This window comes from Aeromonas sp. R2-2 (genome assembly GCF_040908355.1).
In the GTDB taxonomy this organism is placed as follows: domain Bacteria; phylum Pseudomonadota; class Gammaproteobacteria; order Enterobacterales; family Aeromonadaceae; genus Aeromonas; species Aeromonas veronii.
On sequence record NZ_JBFODQ010000053.1, the window covers coordinates 17,513 to 36,180 of the forward strand.

The following is an 18,668-nucleotide window of genomic DNA, read 5'->3' on the forward strand; positions in this document are numbered from 1 at the left end:
CTTTCATGACAGAGCATCCACTCCGGCCGAAGCCGGAGTGGATTTAGGTGAGAGCGCTGTGGGAGACAGCGTCTCAACGACTGGCCTCATCACGGGCTTGGCTCATCTTGCCAGCCAGTGCCTTGAGTGCCTCATTGGCAAAAATATCTTCCAGATCAGCGGAGAGCTTGCGGCGCCAGTTGGGGTATTCGTAACTGGTGCCCGGTACGTTGACCGGCTTGTCCATCTCCAGCCAGTCTTCCAGCTGGGTACTGAACAGGGCGCAGCTGCCGCGGGACATGTGGATCTGCAGACCGTGGTTGAGTTCGGTATTCATACCGACCCAGTTCACGTCATGGCTGATGCTCTCGGGGATAACACCGTGGCCATGCAGGCTGTCGAGGATCCGCTGTTTGGCCTGGTGGCGATCAGCATACAGAGTCTTCAATACATCTTCATCCGGATACAGACCCAGTTGACGGCCGAGCGCCAGATCGTCACAGTGCCAGAAGCCCTTGAGGGTCGGCATGTCGTGAGTGGTCAGGGCCGACATCGCCTGCTCGGCGTAGTGCGCCGGAGAGATAAAGCCACCATCGTCCTTGGAGCGCTCGAAGAAGAACACCTTGTAGGAGTGAACGCCGTTCTCTTTCAAAGTCACGTCGATCCCCTCCGGCACGGTGCCCAGATCCTCGCCGATCAGCAGGCACTGATTACGGTGGGATTCGAGGGCCAGAATGCCCAGCAGATCGTTGACCGGATAGTAGATGTAGGCGCCCTTGGCGGCGGACGCTCCGGGCGGTACCCACCACAGGCGCAGCAAGGCCATCACGTGGTCGATGCGCAGTGCGCCGCATGAGCGCATGTTGGTACGGAACAAGTCCACCATCGGCTGATAGGCCGCTTCGAACAGTTTGTTCGGGTTCATCGGGGGCAGGCCCCAGTTCTGACCAAGCGGGCCGAGGATATCGGGCGGCGCACCGACCGAGGCTTTCGGACAGTAGAGATCCTGGTTGGCCCAGATCTCGGTGGAGCCTTCGGAGACGCCCACTGCCAGATCCCGGTAGATCCCCATCACCATGCCGGCAGCCTTGGCGCGGGCATCGGCTTGCGCCAGTTGTTCGTCAGCCAGGAACTGCAGATAGAGGTAGAAGTTGACATCTTGCGGGTGCTCGGCCATCCAGGCGGCAACGGCAGGGTTGTGGTAATCGCGCAGCTCCTGCGGCCATACCGGCCAGCCCCAGGCATTTTCGCCTTTGGCATAGAAGTGGGCCTGCAGGGCATCAAATGCTGCCTGCTGTTGCAGGCTGTCGCCACCGGCGGCCACGAAGGCATCAAAGGCGGCCTGACGCTCGGCGCTCAGGGTGGCTTCGTCGAACACCTGACGCAGCATGCCGAGTTTGGTCTGGATCACGCCGGTGTAATCGACATTCTCTTTGGCGCGCAGATCGGCCAGATGTTGCTGGAAGGCAGGACTTGCCACTTCCGCTTTCAGGCGAGCGCTTTGCTGGAATTCGGGCACCGCTTCCACATTGATATAGGCCACGTTGAGCCAGCGACGGGAAGAGGGGCTATAGGGACTGGCGCTCTCGGGATTGGCCGGATAGAGGGCGTGGATGGGGTTGAGGCCGACGAAGTGAGCACCCCAGGCGGCGGCTTTCTCAACCAGCTGGCCCAGATCGCTGAAATCACCGATACCCCAGTTGTGGCGGCTGCGCAGGCAGTAGAGCTGCACGCTCGGACCCCATACCTTGCGGCCATCGGCAATTGGCGCCTGCTTGTAGCAGGCCTTGGGGGCAACGATGAGGCGCATGGTAGCCAGCGGCTCGTCATTGCCCTCTTCCAGCAGCACCAGCTGGTGATAACCCAGCTCCGGGGCCATATCCAGAGTGACGCGATAGGCCTGGCACTCCATCTCTTCAAACTCGGCCACGCCGACCAGCTCACCCTCGATGGGGGTGAATTGACCGGACAACACAGCACCCTGCTCCTGCTGGAGCTGCCAGGTGAGGGCATCGTTGACGAATTCGATGGGGAGGCGAACCTCAAGGGTAACGGCGTCGCCGGTGCGAACCACCATCACAGGATCCAGCGCCCGCAGCCAGTGCTGGCGATGCTCCTCTTCCAGCTGCTGCACCAGTGCGGCCTCGTCATCGACGCGGTAGCCCATGGCGCCCAGCATGGCGGCCTTGCTCTCTTCTGATACCTGGGCCGGGTGGCCCCAGGCATCGACATACTCGCTGGCGATACCTTTTGCGGCAGCCAGCTGTTCAATCAGGGTGGTCATAGTTTGAGAATTCCCGCTGTGGATTCTATCTATACTATTTTGTTTGATTTTTATGGGGTGGTACTTGAACAGTGGCTCTTGGGCCATGCTAAACCGCGCACATTTTTACATATCTCTGTGAATGGTTGTGTGACCGAGTAGGCACTATTGTTGATATCTGCGCGATGCCACGAACTGGCACTTTTTTCGTCAAAACGTGGTAATCAGTTACATAAACAGAAAATTAATTTCACAGTTTTTCATGATATAGCGCAATTTCAGACAGAATGTTGGTTGACTCACCGGAGAGTTCTAGTAAATTTACAAGCGGAATTTTCTTTGACTACTGAACAGTTAGGTAACTAAATATGACTATCAAAGTAGGTATTAACGGTTTTGGCCGTATCGGTCGTTTCGTATTCCGTCTGGCTTGCGAGCGTGCAGACATCGAAGTTGTTGGTATCAACGACCTGATCGATGTTGACTACATGGCTTACATGCTGAAGTACGATTCAACTCACGGTCGTTTCAATGGTACCGTTGAAGTTAAAGACGGCAACCTGGTTGTAAACGGCAAAACCGTACGTGTTACCGCTGAGCGTGACCCGGCCAACCTGAAGTGGGGCGAAATCGGTGTTGACGTTGTTGCTGAAGCTACCGGTCTGTTCCTGACCGACGAGACTGCTCGTAAGCACATCGCTGCTGGTGCCAAGAAAGTTGTTCTGACTGGCCCGTCCAAAGACGCTACCCCGATGTTCGTAATGGGTGTTAACGACTCTACCTACGCTGGCCAGGACATCGTTTCCAACGCTTCCTGCACCACCAACTGCCTGGCCCCGATCGCCAAGGTTCTGAACGATACCTTCGGTATCGAGTCTGGCCTGATGACCACCGTTCACGCTACCACTGCTACCCAGAAGACCGTTGATGGTCCGTCTGCCAAAGACTGGCGCGGTGGCCGCGGTGCGGCTCAGAACATCATCCCGTCCTCTACCGGTGCTGCCAAAGCTGTTGGCGTAGTTATTCCGGAACTGAAAGGCCTGCTGACCGGTATGGCTTTCCGTGTTCCGACTCCGGACGTGTCTGTTGTTGACCTGACCGTTAACCTGAAGAAAGCTGCCACCTACGCAGAAATCTGCGAAGCGATGAAAGCTGCTTCCGAAGGCGCTATGAAAGGCGTTCTGGGCTACACCGAAGACGAAGTTGTATCTACCGACTTCCTGGGTGAGCGTCAGACCTCCGTATTCGACGCCAAGGCTGGTATCCAGCTGAACGACAAATTCGTTAAAGTTGTATCCTGGTACGACAACGAAATGGGCTACTCCAGCAAAGTTCTGGACCTGATCGCTCACATCTCCAAGTAATTTGGGATGCGCAATCGCGTAGCTTGAAAAAGGCGGCCATTGGCCGCCTTTTTGTTTTTCGGTTTCCCCTGATGACAGGAGTCCACATGCAATCCATTCGTCCCCTGACAGCCAATTGCAAGCTTGCCAACAATGCGGCCGCTCTGCCGGTTCTCACCATCAACAACGACTATGCCAAGGCAGAAATCAGCCTGTTTGGCGCCCATGTGCTGAGCTATCAGCGTCATGGCGAGCCGGCCTCCATCTGGCTGAGCGACAAGGCGGTGCTGGATGGCAGCAAGCCTGTTCGCGGTGGTATCCCGATCTGCTGGCCCTGGTTTGGCCCGGCGCCCGCCCGCGTTGGTAGCGGCAAGCCCTCCCACGGTTTTGCACGCACCATCCTCTGGATGCTGGACGGGGTCTCAGATCACGCTGACGGCACGCTTGTTCATCTCTCCCTGCGCGACAGCGATGCGACCCGTGCCCTGTGGGATCACTCCTTCGAGCTGGAGCTGGACGTGCTGGTGGGCAAAGAGCTTTCGCTGGTGCTGACCACTCGCAATACAGGTGCTCAGCCGCTGACTTACAGCGGTGCGCTGCACACCTATTTGCAGATCAGCGCACCGGAGGCGGTGAGCGTGAGCGGTCTGGGCGAGCCCTATGCCGACAAGCTGACCGGACAGGATGCCAAGCAGCAGGGGGCATTGACCCTGAGCGGGCCGCTGGATCGGGTCTACTGGCAGCCAGAGGCGATGGTGAGAGTGCAGGATGGTGAGCGCGAGACCCGGGTTGTCAGTGGCAACCACGACAGCGTGGTGGTCTGGACCCCCTGGCTGGAAGGGGCCACCGCCATGGCCGACATGAGCGACGATGGCTATCGCACTATGCTCTGCGTCGAAGCGGCCATCGCCGGTGAGGCGGGTGTGACCATTGCGCCGGATGAAGAGCACAGCCTCTCCACTGTGATCATCTGAGCAGGATGAGTTTCAGATAAGTAAAGAGGGCTCCCGCGGGAGCCCTCTTTACATCTGGTGACGGCGGCAATCAGGCGTTGCCCTGAGTCTTGAGCTTGAGTTCGGCGGCGAAATTGAGCATCCGGTCGAGGGGGATGAGGGCCTTTACCCGCAGCGCTTCATCGACATGGATCTCGTGGCGCTCGGCACCACCGGTGAGGGCCTCCTTGATCGCCACCAGACCGTTCATCGCCATCCAGGGACAGTGAGCGCAACTGCGGCAGGTGGCGCCATCGCCACCGGTCGGGGCTTCCACCATCTCTTTCTCCGGACAGGCCTGCTGCATCTTGTAGAAGATGCCCCGATCGGTTGCCACGATCAGCTTCTGCTGGGGCAGCTCCTTGGCCGCCTTGATCAGCTGACTGGTGGAGCCCACCGCATCGGCCAGCTCAATCACCGAGGCGGGGGATTCCGGATGAACCAGCACGGCGGCGTCCGGATTCTGCTCTTTCAGCTCGCGCAGGGCACGGGCCTTGAACTCGTCGTGGACGATGCAGTGGCCCTGCCAGCGCAGCATCTGCGCCCCGGTCTTCTTCTCGATATAGGCGCCCAGATGGCGATCCGGGCCCCAGATGATCTTGTGACCCAGACTGTCGAGGTGTTCGACGATCTCCAGCGCAATGCTGGAGGTCACCACCCAGTCAGCCCGCGCTTTGACCGCAGCCGAGGTATTGGCGTAGACCACCACGGTATGGTCGGGATTGGCATCGCAGAAGGCGGAGAACTGTTCGATGGGACAGCCCAGATCGAGGGAGCATTCGGCCTCCAGCGTCGGCATCAGCACCCGCTTGTGGGGGCTCAGGATCTTGGAGGTTTCCCCCATAAAGCGCACCCCGGCGACGATCAGGGTTTGCGCCTCGTGATCGCGGCCAAAGCGGGCCATCTCCAGCGAGTCACCGACGAAACCGCCGGTGGCTTCGGCCAGCGCCTGGATCTCGGGATCCGTGTAGTAGTGGGCAACCAGTACCGCTTTGCGCTCCTTGAGCAGCGCCTTGATTTCTGTGGTCAAGGTCGTTCTCTGCTCGGCACTCAGGGGAAGAGGTTTGGCCGGAAAGGGGTAGTCCATCGCGACTACCGGCGGGACACTGCTCAGTGCATTGCTCATTGCGACTGTTCCATCAACGCTCGGGAAGGCAAAAATTATAACCAGAAGCCTGCCACAAACCCATCAACAAATCGGGTGAAGCGCAAGTGGGCGAATATACTCAAGTAATTCGTTGTTATTCTGCCATAAGGAGTTGCCGCATGAAGCAACGTTCCCTCAAGTTCAAGCTGCTGTGCCTTACCATGGGGCTGTTTCTGCTGACCGGGCTGGCCATGACCCTGTTGCAATCGGCCTCTTTCAGCTCCCTTCGCAACATGGTGATGACCCAGACCAGCGATGCATTGGAAGAGGAGGTCTCCCGCAGCCTGCAGTATCAGGCGGAGCGCTATGCCATCCAGATTGCCTCGCTGATGCAGAACTCCTATCAGATCCCCCTGACCGTGACCGCCCAGATTGAAGCCGGGATGGCCAAACCGGAACTGCGCTTGTCGCGGCCCCAAGTGGAGTACTTGCTCGGCAGCAGCTTGCAGCAGGCGAGCGGGATCAGCTCCATCTACGCCCAGTTTGAACCGGACGGCTATGATGGCGAGGATGGCAACTGGCTGGGCGGGGCCAGCCACTCGGTGGCAGGCAAGGGGAGTCTGGAGGTCTATTTCACCAAGGATCAGGGAGGGGCCGTCGCTCAGCAAGCGGTGGACGCCGCTGCCAGCGAGGCCAAGTTTGATACCTCCCTCAACGAGTTCGGCATTCGCAACAGCGAGTGGTATCTCTGTGGTCGCGATACCCGCCAGCCCTGCCTGATGGAGCCCTACCTCTACGAAATCAGCCCGGGCAACAAGATGCTGATGACCAGTCTGACGGTGCCCGTGCTGCGTGACGGCAAATTTGTCGGGCTGGCCGGGGTGGATATGAACCTGCCCATCTTCCAGCAACTGGCTGAAAACCTTGGCAAGAGCCTCTATGACAACAAGGCGGATGTGACCCTGGTCAGCAAGATGGGGCTGATTGTGGGCAGCAACCGCTATGCCGACAAGCTGGGCCGTCCACTCAAGGAGGTGGGCCTGACCCTGCCTGACGGTCAGCCGGTCAGCAGCGACAGTGACTTTATTCTTCATCAGCCCATCCGGGTTGAGGCAGCCAATACCCAGTGGTGGTTGATGATCAAGGTGCCCAAGGCGCTGGCGCTGAGCAAAGCGCACGCTATCAGCAATGAACTGGGCACCCTGCTGGTGGATGGCCAGCGGCAGCAGATCATCGCCATGGGCGGTATCACCCTGCTGGTGATGGGGCTGCTGGTCTGGTTTATCCAGACCATCACCGCGCCACTTTCTCTTATCAGCCGCCATGTTGGCCATCTCTCCAGCAACGAGGGGGACCTGACCCAGCAGATGGAGATCGACACCCATCAGGAGCTAATCGATCTAGGTTCCCAGCTCAATGCCTTCCTCGGCAAGCTGCGGGGCATGGTGCAAATGAGCAAGGGGATCGGTCAACAGGTCTACCAGCAGGCGCGGGAGATGAAACATACCGCCGACACCATGCGCAGTAGTCTGGACGAGCAGAATCTGGAGCTGGAGAGCGTGGTGAGCGCCATGCATCAGATGAGCACCACGGCAGTCAGCGTGGCGGGTTATGCCGAGCAGGCGGCGCAGGAGTCGGAAGCGGCGACCCACCACATCAATACCGCCCAGCAGACCCTCAGCAATGCCCGCAACGAGATCCATACTCTGGTCGGCGATATGCATGAGGCGGACAAGGCGGTGGCGCTGGTGGCCCAGCGCAGCACCAATATCAGCAGGATCCTCGATGTGATCCGCGCCATTGCCGAGCAGACCAATCTGCTGGCCCTCAACGCCGCCATCGAAGCGGCACGGGCGGGTGACATGGGCCGCGGCTTTGCGGTGGTGGCGGATGAGGTACGGGCGCTGGCCAACAAGACCCGTGAATCGACCGACGAGATCGGCCAGCTGATTGGTAGCCTGCAGACCGAGGTGAGCAGCAGCCAACGTCTGATGAATACCGGCATCGAGCGCTCCACCACCACGGTGCAGGGCACCGAGCAGGCGTTCGAGGCGCTCAATCGGGTGGTGGCGCAGATCCAGCAGATCCACGACCACATCAGTCAGGTGGCTACCGCCGCCGAGCAGCAGAGCGCCGTCAGTGACGATATCAACAAGAATTTGATGCGGATTGGTGATACCGCCAACGTGATCGGGCAGGAGGCCAGCTCCAGCCATCAGCTGAGCGAAGCGCTGGAGCAAGCGGCCACTGCGCTGGCCAGTCAGCTCGATCGGCTGCGTACCTGAGTGGCAGCCAGAGAGACAAAAGCCCGCGAGCGATCGCGGGCTTTTTTATGACTCGATGGCAGAGTTGCGTCAGTTGCGGGGTTCAACCAGCAGGATGTGGGAGTCGGCTCCGACCACCCTGACCTTGCTGCCTGCAGGCAGCGACTCGTCGCAGCGCACCGTCCAGACCGTATCGTCCAGATGCACCCGACTGGTACCCTGAGTCACATCATCCAGCAGGGTCAGCTCGCGGCCCATATAGCTCTGCATCCGCTCGTTGATGGTGCTGGCGGCATCCTGACCCGAGTTGTCACGCTGGTGCTGCCAGCGCCACCAGGCCCAAGTGGTGAGCAGGGATTGCACCGCAAACAGCAGCAACTGCGCCTGCCAGCCAAAGGGCCAGATCAGCAGCAGTAGCCCCACTTCCAGCGCGGCGATGCCGGTCCAGAGCAAAAAGCCCACCGAGCCGAGCACCTCGATGGCCAGCAGAATGAAGCCGAGCCCCAACCAGTGCCAGTGGGTCAGCCCCTCTAACAGGGCTGTCATGACTTGCTGCCCTTGCCATCTTTGTTGAACAGCTCGGCCATGCCAGCCACAGAGCCAATCAGGCTGCCTGCTTCCAGCGGCATCATGATGATCTTGCTGTTGGGGCCTTCACCGATGCGGGCCAGTGCTTCGGTATATTTCTGAGCCACGAAGTAGTTGATGGCCTGCAGGTCTCCTTCCGCAATTGCCTGGGAAACCATGTGGGTCGCCTTGGCTTCCGCCTCGGCAGCCCGCTCCCGCGCTTCGGCGGCGAGGAAGGCAGCCTGACGCTCACCTTCGGCTTTGAGGATCTGGGACTGCTTCTCGCCTTCCGCTTTCAGGATCTTGGACTGGCGCACCCCTTCGGCCTCCAGTACCTCGGCCCGTTTCTGGCGCTCGGCCTTCATCTGGGCGTTCATTGCCTCGACCAGTGCCAGCGGCGGGCGCACATCTTTAATCTCGATGCGGGTCACCTTGATGCCCCAGGGGGCGGTGGCGGCATCCATGGTGCGCAGCAGTTTCTCGTTGATGGTGTCGCGCTGGGAGAGCATCTCGTCCAGCTCCATGGCGCCGAGCACGGTGCGCATATTGGTCATGGTGAGATTGCGGATGGCGCTGGTGAGATCGTTGACCTCGTAGCCCGCTTTGCGGGCATCCACCACCTGCACAAAGCTGATGGCGTCGATGGTGACGTTGGCGTTATCGCGGGAGATCACCTCTTGTGCCGGGATATCCAGCACCTGCTCCATCATGATGATCTTGTGGCCGACCCGATCCACGTAGGGGATCAGCAGGTTGAGACCCGGGGTCAGGGTGCGGGTGTAGCGGCCGAAGCGCTCTACCGTCCAGTTGTAGCCCTGGGGCACGATCTTGATGCCCGCGCTCAGGGTGGCGAGCACCAGGAACACAAAAATCCCTAGCACAATCAATGATTCATTCATCATTTAGCTCCTTATGAAACACAGTCCCTAGCCTATGGTCTGGCGTCAGGTACCACAAGTGACTTTGTACGCCTTTGTCATGAATTGGCTTTGCTAATTACCAAAACGCATTAAAAAGCATTTTTTATTATTTTGAGGGATAAGCTGCCCTGCCTATAGTCGCCCCATATTAGTCGTGTTCCGAGGGATGGGCCGAAATGGATTATTTACCTATGTTTGCCAAGTTGGAAGGCCGCCCGGTACTGCTGGTGGGCGGGGGCGAGGTTGCCCTGCGCAAGGCGCGCCTGCTGCTGGCGGCCGGTGCCCGGCTGACCCTGGTCTCCCCGAAGCTTGAACCGGAATTTTCGGAATTTGTCGGTCGTTTCACCCATCTGGCGGAGCGCTTCACCCCGGCCCATCTGGCAGGCCAGATCCTGGTGGTGGCGGCGACCGACAACCTCGAAGTCAACGCACTGGTTTATCAAAGTGCCAATCAGCTGGGTCTGTTCGTCAACGTGGTGGATGACCCCAAGCGTTCCAGCTTTATTTTCCCCTCGATCATCGATCGCTCGCCGCTGATGGTGGCGGTCTCCAGCGGCGGCAAGGCGCCGGTACTGGTACGCCTGCTGCGTGAGCGCTTGGAGAGCCTGCTGCCGCGCCATCTCGGCGGGCTGACCGAGCTCTCCGGCCGGGTCCGTGACAAGGCCAAGCGGGTGCTCTCCTCGATTTCCGATCGTCGCCGTTTCTGGGAGCGCGCCTTTGCCTCCAACACCCTCGCCAGCCTGATTGAAAGAGAGGATTGGCAAAGTGCCGAGCAGTGGCTGAGCGATGGCCTCGACCAGGCGAAAAGCGAAGTGGGCGAGGTGGTGCTGGTCGGCGCGGGCCCCGGTGATCCGGGCCTCTTGACCCTCAAGGCGCTGCAACAGATTCAACAGGCCGAAGTGGTGCTCTACGACCAACTGGTCTCCGCCGAGATCCTCGATCTGGTGCGCCGCGATGCCACTCTGGTGTCGGTTGGCAAGAAGGCGGGCGCCCACAGCGTGCCGCAGGAGGAGACCAATCGCCTGCTGGTGGAATACGCCAAGGCGGGCAACCGGGTGGTGCGGCTTAAAGGGGGCGATCCCTTTATGTTTGGCCGGGGTGGCGAGGAGCTGGAAGTGCTGGCCGACGAAGGCATCCCCTTCTCGGTAGTGCCCGGCATCACGGCTGCTGCCGGTGCCACCGCCTATGCCGGTATTCCACTCACCCACCGTGATTACGCCCAGAGCGCCGTCTTTATTACCGGCCACTGCCAGAAAGATGGCAAGGAGCCCGACTGGCAGCAGCTCGCCGCCACCAGTCAGACCCTTGTCATCTACATGGGGCTGATGCGCTCCGAGCATATCCAGCAGCAGCTGATGGAGCATGGCCGCAGCCAAGCCACCCCCATCGCCATCATCGAACGTGGCACCACATCCCGTCAGCGGGTGCTGACCGGCACGCTGGCCGACTTGGCTGAGCTGGCCAAACAGGCGGTGAGCCCGTCGCTTATCGTCATCGGCGAAGTGGTTGCCCTGCGCGAGCGGCTCGCCTGGTTTGGAGAAAAAAGCGGGGAAAAAAGCGGCCAGCAGAACGCTAACCCGGATCTCGATGGCTGCGACCTCAAGCTGGTGCAGCTGGCCTGACCCGGAAAGAGATATTTGATGCGGCTGCCAGCGCGGCCGCGCACTGAACCACCCAGCGCCCCGAGCAGGCGCATAAGCAATGACCCGAGGACCAACATGGACCGTGAAAGATTGACGCACTTGCAGCAGCTGGAAGCCGAGAGCATCCATATCATCCGCGAGGTGGCTGCCGAATTTGAAAACCCGGTGATGATGTACTCCATCGGCAAGGACTCCTCCGTCATGCTGCACCTGGCCCGCAAGGCCTTCTATCCGGGCAAGATCCCGTTCCCCTTGCTTCACGTCGACACCGACTGGAAGTTCAAGGAGATGATCAAGTTCCGCGACGAGACCGCCAAAAAGTACGGGCTGGATCTGATCGTCCACAAGAACCCGGAAGGGCTCGCCATGGGCATCAACCCCTTCGTCCACGGCAGCGGCAAGCACACCGACATCATGAAGACCGAGGGGCTCAAGCAGGCGCTCAACAAATATGGCTTCGATGCAGCCTTCGGTGGCGCCCGCCGCGACGAGGAGAAGTCCCGCGCCAAGGAGCGGGTCTACTCCTTCCGTGACAAGTCTCACCGCTGGGATCCGAAGAACCAGCGCCCGGAGCTGTGGCGCGTCTACAACAGCCAGGTCAACAAGGGGGAGAGCATCCGGGTGTTCCCGCTCTCCAACTGGACCGAGCTGGATATCTGGCAATACATCTATCTCGAGAACATCGACATAGTGCCGCTCTACTTCGCGGCCCATCGCCCGGTGGTGGAGCGCAACGGCATCAAGATCATGGTGGATGATGAGCGCATGCCGCTCACCGCCGAGGATGAGGTGAAGCAGGAGCTGGTGCGCTTTCGCACCCTCGGTTGCTACCCGCTGACCGGAGCCATCGAATCCGCGGCCACCACTTTGCCGGAGATCATCGAAGAGATGCTGCTCACCACCTCGAGCGAGCGGCAAGGGCGGCTGATTGACCACGATCAGGCCGGCTCCATGGAGCAGAAGAAGCGTCAGGGATATTTCTAAGGAGTCGTCAGCATGAACAGCCATATTCAGACCGCCATCACCGAACAGGGCATCGAAGCCTATCTGCACGCCCAGCAGCACAAGAGTCTGCTGCGTTTTCTCACCTGCGGCAGCGTGGATGACGGCAAGAGCACCCTTATCGGTCGCCTGCTGCACGACTCCCAGCAGATCTATGAAGATCAGCTCAAAGCGCTGGAGTCCGACAGCCAGAAGCTCGGCACCACAGGCGAGAAGCTGGACCTGGCGCTGCTGGTAGACGGCCTGCAAGCGGAGCGCGAGCAGGGCATCACCATCGACGTGGCCTACCGTTATTTCTCCACCGCCAAGCGCAAATTTATCATCTCGGATACCCCGGGCCATGAGCAGTACACCCGCAACATGGCGACCGGCGCTTCCACCTGCGATCTGGCCATCATTCTGATCGATGCCCGCAAAGGGGTGCTGGATCAGACCCGCCGCCACAGCTTTATCGCGAGCCTGCTCGGCATCAAGCAGTTCGTGGTGGCGGTCAACAAGATGGATTTGGTGGAGTTCAGTCAGGAGGTGTTTGAGCGCATCAGCGCCGATTACCGCGAGTTCGCCAAAAAGCTCAGCGTCGACACCATCCATATCGTGCCGGTCTCGGCGCTGGACGGCGACAACGTGGTCAACCAGAGCGACAAGCTGGCTTGGTATCAGGGCGAAACCCTGCTTGCCCTGCTGGAGTCGGCAGAAGTTGAGCGCGAGCTGGAACGCCATCCGGTGCGCCTGCCGGTGCAGTATGTGAACCGCCCCAACCTCGATTTTCGCGGCTTCGCGGGGACGCTCGCCTCCGGCATCCTGCGGGTGGGCGACAAGCTGGCGGTGTTGCCGTCGGGCAAAGAGAGCACGGTGACCCGCATCGTCACCTTCGACGGGGATCTGGAGTACGCCCTGCCGGGTCAGGCCATCACGGTCACCTTTGCCGACGAGATCGATATCAGCCGCGGCGACCTGCTGGTGGATGCCGCCAAGCAGCCGCAAGTGACCCAGAATGTGCTGGCCCATATCGTCTGGATGGGGGAGGAGTCCCTGCAACCGGGTCGGGTCTACGACGTCAAACTGGCCACCAAGAAGAGTCGCGGTCAGGTGGAGGCTATCCGCCACCGCGTCGAGATCAACAAGCTGGACGAGCTGCCTGCGAGCGAACTCAAGCTCAACGAGATCGGCCTGTGCGAGCTGAGCCTCACCGACCCGGTGGCGTTCGACCCGTATCAGGAGATCCGCGATACCGGCAGCTTTATCCTGATCGACCGGCTGACCAACGTCACCGTCGGCGCCGGCATGATAGTGGAAGGCTTGGCCGCCAAAGCGGTAAAAGGGCACTACAGCGAGTTTGAGATCGAGCTCAACGCCTTGGTGCGCAAGCACTTCCCGCACTGGCAAGCCCTTGCCATCGGTAACGACACAAACAAGGAGTAAGCCCATGACCTGGCAACAATTCCTGGTGCTGGGTCTGCTGGCTGCTCTCGTGGCCCTGCTGATCCAGGGCAAACTCCGCCCGGCGCTGCTCTTCTCGGGCGCCGTGCTCATCACCTACCTGAGCGGGCTGGCGGATATCAACGCCGTGGTGGCGGGTTACACCAACAGCGCCCTGCTGACGCTGGTGCTGTTGCTGCTGGTGTCGCTGGCGGTGGAGAAGACCCGCATCATGAGCTGGTTCGCCAATCTGGTGGGCACGGGTTCATTCAACAAGGTGCTGGTGAAGGTGTGGTTCTCCACCGCCTTCCTGTCGGCCTTCGTCAACAACACCGCCGTGGTGGCCTCCATGCTGGGAGCGGTCAAACGCAACCCCAACCACGCGCCGTCACGGCTGCTGCTGCCCATGTGCTTCGCGGCCACCTTCGGCGGGGTGCTGACCCTGATCGGCACCTCCACCAACCTGATCGTCAACAGCTTCCTCATCAAGATGGGGGCGCCGCCGCTCGGCATGTTCGACTTCTTTATGGTGGGAGCGGGTACCCTGCTGACAGGTCTGGTGGCCGTGCTGCTGTTTGCCCGTCACCTGCCGGAGCAGGATACCGAGATGAGCCGCGAATCCGGCTACTTTCTCGAGGCCAAGGTGGGCGCCGGTTCACCGCTGGCGGGGCGCAGCGTCAAGGAGAACGGCCTGCGCAGCCTGAAAAGCCTCTATCTGGCGGAGATCATTCGCGGCGATCAGGTGATCTGCCCGGTGCAGCCGGAACACGAGCTGCACGAAGGGGACGTGCTGCTGTTTTGCGGCGATGTGGAGAGCGTTGGCGTATTGCAGGAGATGAAGGGGCTGGATCTCTACGGCCAGCACCGCCTCAACGGCCAGCATCTGGTGGAGGTGATCGTCAGCCACAGCTCGCGGCTGGTGGGTCAGACCATCAAGGATGCCGAATTTCGTACCCACTTCGATGCGGTGGTGCTGGCGGTGCGCCGTGGCGAAACCCAGCTCACCGGCGGTCTCGGCCAGATTGAACTGCACGCCGGTGATACCCTGCTGCTGGCCCCCGGCCCCCAGTTTGCCCGCAACAAATCGCTGGGGCGGGAGTTTGTGGTGGTGAGCGGGCTGGAAGCCTCCACCCGCCTTGATGGCAAGCGCAGCGCCGCCGTGGTGCTGGGCTTTCTCGGGGTGCTGGCGCTCTCGGTATTCGATCTGGTGCCGCTGTTCAAGGGCTTGCTGCTGATGCTGGTGGCGCTGCTGCTCACCCGCATTCTGACTCTGGACGAGATCCGCCGCCGCTTTCCGCTGGATATCTGGCTGGTGGTGGGCGGGGCGCTCGCCATCGCAGATCAGCTGGAAAAGAGCGGGCTGGCCAAACTTATCGCCGACTGGCTGATGGGAGAGTTCAACGGTGCCAGCCCCATCATCGCCTTTATCGGTATCTATGTGTTTACGCTGGTGCTGACCGAACTGATGAGCAATAACGCTGCCGCTGCGCTGGCCTTCCCCATGGGTTACCAGCTGGCGCTCAGCATGGATGTCTCGACCATGCCGTTTATTCTGGCGGTGCTGTTCGGGGCTAGCTCCAGCTTTATCCTGCCCTATGGCTACCAGACCAACCTGATGGTCTATGCCGCGGGCAACTACAAGATGCCGGACTACCTCAAGCTGGCCCTGCCGGTCTCGCTGGCCTATAGCCTCGGGGTGATTGTGATGGTGCCCCTGCTGTTTCCGTTTTAAGGCGTGAGCGCCAAGCAAGGTGTGTTGGATGAGCAATGCCATGGCACCAGCACGTTGTCGGCAGATAGTCCGAGGCGGCTCCCCGTGGTGCCGGACAGTTTAAGTTTTGAGGCGTGAGCGCCAATCAAGGAGTGTTGGATGAGCAATACCATGGCATCAGCACGTTGTCGGCTGATAGTCCGAGGCGGCTCCCCGTGGTGCCGGACAGTTTAAGTTTTGAGGCGTGAGCGCCAAGCAAGGAGTATTGGATGAGCAATATCGTGTGGCACAAGCATGCCGTGGACAAACAGAGCCGGGCCGAATTGAAAGGACAAAAGCCGCTGGTGATCTGGTTTACCGGGCTCTCCGGGGCGGGCAAATCGACCCTGGCGGGGGCGCTGGAGCAGGCGCTGGCGGCACAAGGCAAGCACACCTATCTGCTGGATGGCGACAATGTGCGCCACGGCCTGTGCGGCGATCTCGGTTTCGATGATGCCGCCCGTCAGGAGAATATCCGCCGGGTTGGCGAAGTGGCAAAGCTGATGGTGGATGCGGGCCTGATCGTGCTTACTGCCTTTATCTCGCCGTTCCGTGCCGAGCGGGATTTGGTGCGCAGCCTCTTGGGTGAAGGTGAGTTTGTCGAGGTGTTTGTCGATGCGCCGCTCGCTGTTTGTGAAGAGCGCGACCCCAAGGGGCTCTACAAGAAGGCTAGGGCAGGGGAAATTACGAATTTTACCGGTATCGACTCCGCCTATGAGGCGCCCGAACAGCCGGAAATTCATCTGCTCAACGCCGGCAAGCCGGTCGCTGCGCTGGTGGATGAGCTGCTGACCGCCCTGCGGCAGGGGAACTACCTGTAGTTGGATCGGAAGAACCTATAACAAGCGCCCGGCGACCGATCAGTGGGCCACCACGGGCGCTTATGGGCTGGCAGTAGCCACTATAAGCCAAAGTTGGGTCATTATCGGAAACGCCATAAATACAGCTTATAGTGGCACCAGCGAGCCTTGAACCATTCCAAAGAGGTCGATAGCAACCCCACAAGGGGATCTTCCGATTCTTGCTTATATCGCTGCGGGGTTATTCTCGATTGTCCAAATACGCTACGCTATTCGAACTTATAGGCTGAAAATTAATACCAAAGGTAGTGCGCACTAAAGTAGCAAAAATAAGTGGACCTATTGAGTTGAGGTCGACGTCTGGTTATAACTAGAACTGTATATATAATGAATGGTTTTATTTTTGCTGAAATATTGTGAAAAAAGAGTGCTGAGTATTATTAAGGCAATAAAATAAGATACTGAAAATTTTTTATGATATTTTTTTACCTCGTTTAAAAAACTGATGCCACAGTAACTTAGAATGCAGATTAGCAAAGGTAAAAAAATTTCAAAACAAAGATTTGTTTCTGTTTTTTTATCTGATTGTGCAACAGATATTATTGCTGATGCAATGCCAAAGGATGAGGCACAAATTATCAATCCGAAAATCTGGTTCATTAATAATTCGATTGCTTTTTTTAAATGGCTCCCTTTTTCAATAATAAATAGATAAATGATTCCGAGAGATGAAAACCCCACGCATGAGATAAAAACAGTGGCTTTACTTGCATTTTGAGAAATGAGAATATTTAAAGCTTGTGTAATCTCGGAGGGAGGGGTATATGATAATACATGGAGAGTTAGTGGTAATAGCAGTCCCCAAAGCAACAATGGCAGTAGCTCACTAAGCCTAGATTTAATATCTCTCCAAATCTGATATGATAACCATTTGTATCGGCCTTCGAAGTAATTGCCTGGGATCTTTTCTTTTTTTATTTTTCCATCAACTTTTGTAAGTTTATAGGCATCAGTTTCGGTAATTTCCAAGGCGTTTTTTTTATAACGTCGTTCTTCTCCTCCGATTATTTCACAAAGTTCTAACTCATAATTATTGTCAATTGCCAACTCTATTGGTAGTTTCTGGTTAACATTGAAAGAATTTTTTTTGCATCCAAGTTTACGAGCATTTTTGGTTGTATGGATAACCCATTTAAACGTATTTGTCATGTCGTTTTTCATCATTGTTGTAAGCATGCGTACATGAAATTAAGACTTGTTACTACAAGTGGTTAATAATTTCAGGCCTTGCTTTGCGATTTTTGTAACTCAAGTAATTATGATAGATATTTCCAGTTAAATTTACTCTGAAAATAAATTTAGTGGGAGGTCTTTACTTGGTGGTTTTTTTATACCAGTATTCCTTGCCCTTTGGGGCAATTTCTTGCTCATAGATTTTATCTTCTATTTGCCTAATTTTATTTAAAACTGCAGTTCTTAAATCATTCACAACCTCTGAAAAAGGGCAGTCTGGATTATCAAGAAAGTCAGGCTGCATTAGCTCTCTGTACAGCTTTGGTTTTTCATTTGATCTTTTGTTTGGATAAAGAACTAGTGCAATCTTTACTTCTTCAAAGCTGTCCGCACCGCTATGCGCTGCAAAATTATGTCGCATATGCATGATTTCATCATGACGTTTCCAGTATTTTTCTTTCAGCAACTTTTTTTCTAACTTTATTTTTCTTCCCTCACAGGTAGTAAAGCATTTTCCATAGAATGTTAATGCTGCTACATATAAACCCTTAACAATATTATAAGTTTTACGGTCGAGAGATATTTGAGGCATATTTCTTCTCTCTTTTAAATGTAGTTGGTCTATTTCATATAACCAAGCTATGACATTTCGAAGATCTTTTTCAATAAGTGTATATCCTGCTAACTGTTGTGAAATTTTGTCCTCTAACTCTATTCGAGGTGCTCTTTTTCTTTTGTAGAAGTACTTTGTGATTCTCTTAACCTGATTCGGGTCAAGTATCTCATGTACTTCCCATCCACCTTCTTGCTTTACTTTGCGCATAGTTATCTTAGAAAATGAATAGTAGTTAAATGGGCAATGACATGAGTCCAATCATGCCTCCATATAACTCAATGTCACCCTCTTAACCTCCATGAAAAATCACTTAAAATTATGAAGTTATGTTACGTTTACATGTAGTTTTTTGTGTAATGTAAAATTTTATAAAATAAAGTCATCTCGTATGTTTAGCTAAAAATGGTAGACCGGTGCTAAACGAAGTGAAGCCCAACGTTTACCGCAATACGTATCTGCAAATTTGTTTTACTGAGCGACCCCATCGATGTTTATCCCGCTCTGGTTGAGGTGATCATGCTCGTCTGTTGGGCTTCGGTGCGCTCTGCGCCAACCAGCAAAAATTACGCTACCGCCCCTGAATTCCAGCCTCCAGTTTGCTGCTTTTGACCTGTGATTTGGCACTGGCTTGGCTCATGGCTGACTCCTGCGAGAGGTTGCCAAGCGGCTATGTTACCGAACGGGGCTGGGGTGAAAAGCACAAGCGGGCGTTTTTCTGAGCAAGATCAATAAATAACGGACGGCGATATAAGCGCTCAACAGTGACAGCCATCAGAGCTGGGGAGAATCG

General features: G+C 57.1%; 14 protein-coding genes. 8 read left to right on the forward strand and 6 right to left on the reverse strand.

Going from position 1 to position 18,668, the window contains the following annotated elements:
- Window positions 1–73: 73 nt before the first annotated feature.
- Window positions 74–2,263, reverse strand: coding sequence for a 4-alpha-glucanotransferase (malQ, locus tag AB5Z09_RS09930; protein WP_368195190.1), 2,190 nt, complete (start codon window positions 2,261–2,263; stop codon window positions 74–76).
- A 347-nt stretch (window positions 2,264–2,610) separates the two neighbouring features.
- On the opposite strand from malQ, the gene gap reads away from it, so the two are divergent.
- Together gap and AB5Z09_RS09940 are read left to right on the forward strand one after the other, a co-directional pair.
- Window positions 2,611–3,606, forward strand: a complete 996-nt coding sequence (gene gap / locus AB5Z09_RS09935; protein WP_005335708.1) for a type I glyceraldehyde-3-phosphate dehydrogenase — start codon at window positions 2,611–2,613, stop codon at window positions 3,604–3,606.
- 86 nt (window positions 3,607–3,692) lie between these two features.
- Entirely contained in the window at window positions 3,693–4,559 is an 867-nt protein-coding gene (locus AB5Z09_RS09940) for a D-hexose-6-phosphate mutarotase (RefSeq protein ID WP_368195192.1), read from the forward strand.
- Between the two features lie 70 nt (window positions 4,560–4,629).
- Here AB5Z09_RS09940 and nadA read toward each other — a convergent pair whose 3' ends face one another.
- Window positions 4,630–5,703, reverse strand: coding sequence for a quinolinate synthase NadA (nadA, locus tag AB5Z09_RS09945; protein WP_368195193.1), 1,074 nt, complete (start codon window positions 5,701–5,703; stop codon window positions 4,630–4,632).
- Between the two features lie 140 nt (window positions 5,704–5,843).
- Between nadA and AB5Z09_RS09950 the strand changes: the two genes are divergently transcribed.
- Entirely contained in the window at window positions 5,844–7,949 is a 2,106-nt protein-coding gene (locus AB5Z09_RS09950) for a methyl-accepting chemotaxis protein (RefSeq protein ID WP_368195195.1), read from the forward strand.
- 69 nt (window positions 7,950–8,018) lie between these two features.
- On the opposite strand, the gene AB5Z09_RS09955 is transcribed toward AB5Z09_RS09950, so the two are convergent.
- Window positions 8,019–8,474 carry an NfeD family protein gene (locus tag AB5Z09_RS09955; protein WP_005335704.1) on the reverse strand — a complete coding sequence of 152 codons (456 nt, stop codon included), beginning with the start codon at window positions 8,472–8,474 and terminating at the stop codon, window positions 8,019–8,021.
- The gene (locus AB5Z09_RS09960; RefSeq protein WP_005335703.1) at window positions 8,471–9,394 is read right to left on the reverse strand and encodes an SPFH domain-containing protein; all 924 of its coding nucleotides are present in this window, start codon (window positions 9,392–9,394) and stop codon (window positions 8,471–8,473) included. The genes AB5Z09_RS09955 and AB5Z09_RS09960 overlap by 4 nt, the downstream gene beginning before the upstream one ends.
- A gap of 197 nt (window positions 9,395–9,591) precedes the next feature.
- Between AB5Z09_RS09960 and cysG the strand changes: the two genes are divergently transcribed.
- The 5 genes from cysG (at window position 9,592) to cysC (ending at window position 16,050) form a co-directional block, all read left to right on the forward strand.
- Window positions 9,592–11,037, forward strand: coding sequence for a siroheme synthase CysG (cysG, locus tag AB5Z09_RS09965; RefSeq protein WP_368195196.1), 1,446 nt, complete (start codon window positions 9,592–9,594; stop codon window positions 11,035–11,037).
- Between the two features lie 72 nt (window positions 11,038–11,109).
- Complete coding sequence (cysD, locus tag AB5Z09_RS09970) at window positions 11,110–12,042, forward strand: sulfate adenylyltransferase subunit CysD (RefSeq protein WP_084059533.1); 933 nt, start codon at window positions 11,110–11,112, stop codon at window positions 12,040–12,042.
- A 12-nt stretch (window positions 12,043–12,054) separates the two neighbouring features.
- Window positions 12,055–13,482: a sulfate adenylyltransferase subunit CysN gene (gene cysN / locus AB5Z09_RS09975; protein WP_368195198.1), complete on the forward strand. Its 1,428-nt coding sequence runs from the start codon at window positions 12,055–12,057 to the stop codon at window positions 13,480–13,482.
- Between the two features lie 4 nt (window positions 13,483–13,486).
- Entirely contained in the window at window positions 13,487–15,211 is a 1,725-nt protein-coding gene (locus AB5Z09_RS09980; RefSeq protein ID WP_005362933.1) for an SLC13 family permease, read from the forward strand.
- Between the two features lie 248 nt (window positions 15,212–15,459).
- Window positions 15,460–16,050, forward strand: coding sequence for an adenylyl-sulfate kinase (gene cysC, locus AB5Z09_RS09985; RefSeq protein WP_368195199.1), 591 nt, complete (start codon window positions 15,460–15,462; stop codon window positions 16,048–16,050).
- A gap of 318 nt (window positions 16,051–16,368) precedes the next feature.
- On the opposite strand, the gene AB5Z09_RS09990 is transcribed toward cysC, so the two are convergent.
- Both AB5Z09_RS09990 and AB5Z09_RS09995 read right to left on the reverse strand, forming a co-directional pair.
- On the reverse strand, window positions 16,369–17,238 hold the full coding sequence (locus tag AB5Z09_RS09990) for a hypothetical protein (RefSeq protein ID WP_368195201.1): 870 nt from the start codon (window positions 17,236–17,238) through the stop codon (window positions 16,369–16,371).
- A 163-nt stretch (window positions 17,239–17,401) separates the two neighbouring features.
- Window positions 17,402–18,085 carry a hypothetical protein gene (locus AB5Z09_RS09995; protein ID WP_323897221.1) on the reverse strand — a complete coding sequence of 228 codons (684 nt, stop codon included), beginning with the start codon at window positions 18,083–18,085 and terminating at the stop codon, window positions 17,402–17,404.
- Window positions 18,086–18,668 lie beyond the last annotated feature (583 nt).

Coding starts and splice junctions, on each gene's coding strand:
- malQ (WP_368195190.1), bottom strand. CDS start 2,263: ATGACCACCCTGATTGAACAGCTGGCTGCCGCAAAAGGTATCGCCAGC.
- gap (WP_005335708.1), top strand. CDS start 2,611: ATGACTATCAAAGTAGGTATTAACGGTTTTGGCCGTATCGGTCGTTTC.
- AB5Z09_RS09940 (WP_368195192.1), top strand. CDS start 3,693: ATGCAATCCATTCGTCCCCTGACAGCCAATTGCAAGCTTGCCAACAAT.
- nadA (WP_368195193.1), bottom strand. CDS start 5,703: ATGAGCAATGCACTGAGCAGTGTCCCGCCGGTAGTCGCGATGGACTAC.
- AB5Z09_RS09950 (WP_368195195.1), top strand. CDS start 5,844: ATGAAGCAACGTTCCCTCAAGTTCAAGCTGCTGTGCCTTACCATGGGG.
- AB5Z09_RS09955 (WP_005335704.1), bottom strand. CDS start 8,474: ATGACAGCCCTGTTAGAGGGGCTGACCCACTGGCACTGGTTGGGGCTC.
- AB5Z09_RS09960 (WP_005335703.1), bottom strand. CDS start 9,394: ATGAATGAATCATTGATTGTGCTAGGGATTTTTGTGTTCCTGGTGCTC.
- cysG (WP_368195196.1), top strand. CDS start 9,592: ATGGATTATTTACCTATGTTTGCCAAGTTGGAAGGCCGCCCGGTACTG.
- cysN (WP_368195198.1), top strand. CDS start 12,055: ATGAACAGCCATATTCAGACCGCCATCACCGAACAGGGCATCGAAGCC.
- AB5Z09_RS09980 (WP_005362933.1), top strand. CDS start 13,487: ATGACCTGGCAACAATTCCTGGTGCTGGGTCTGCTGGCTGCTCTCGTG.
- cysC (WP_368195199.1), top strand. CDS start 15,460: ATGAGCAATATCGTGTGGCACAAGCATGCCGTGGACAAACAGAGCCGG.
- AB5Z09_RS09990 (WP_368195201.1), bottom strand. CDS start 17,238: ATGACAAATACGTTTAAATGGGTTATCCATACAACCAAAAATGCTCGT.
- AB5Z09_RS09995 (WP_323897221.1), bottom strand. CDS start 18,085: ATGCGCAAAGTAAAGCAAGAAGGTGGATGGGAAGTACATGAGATACTT.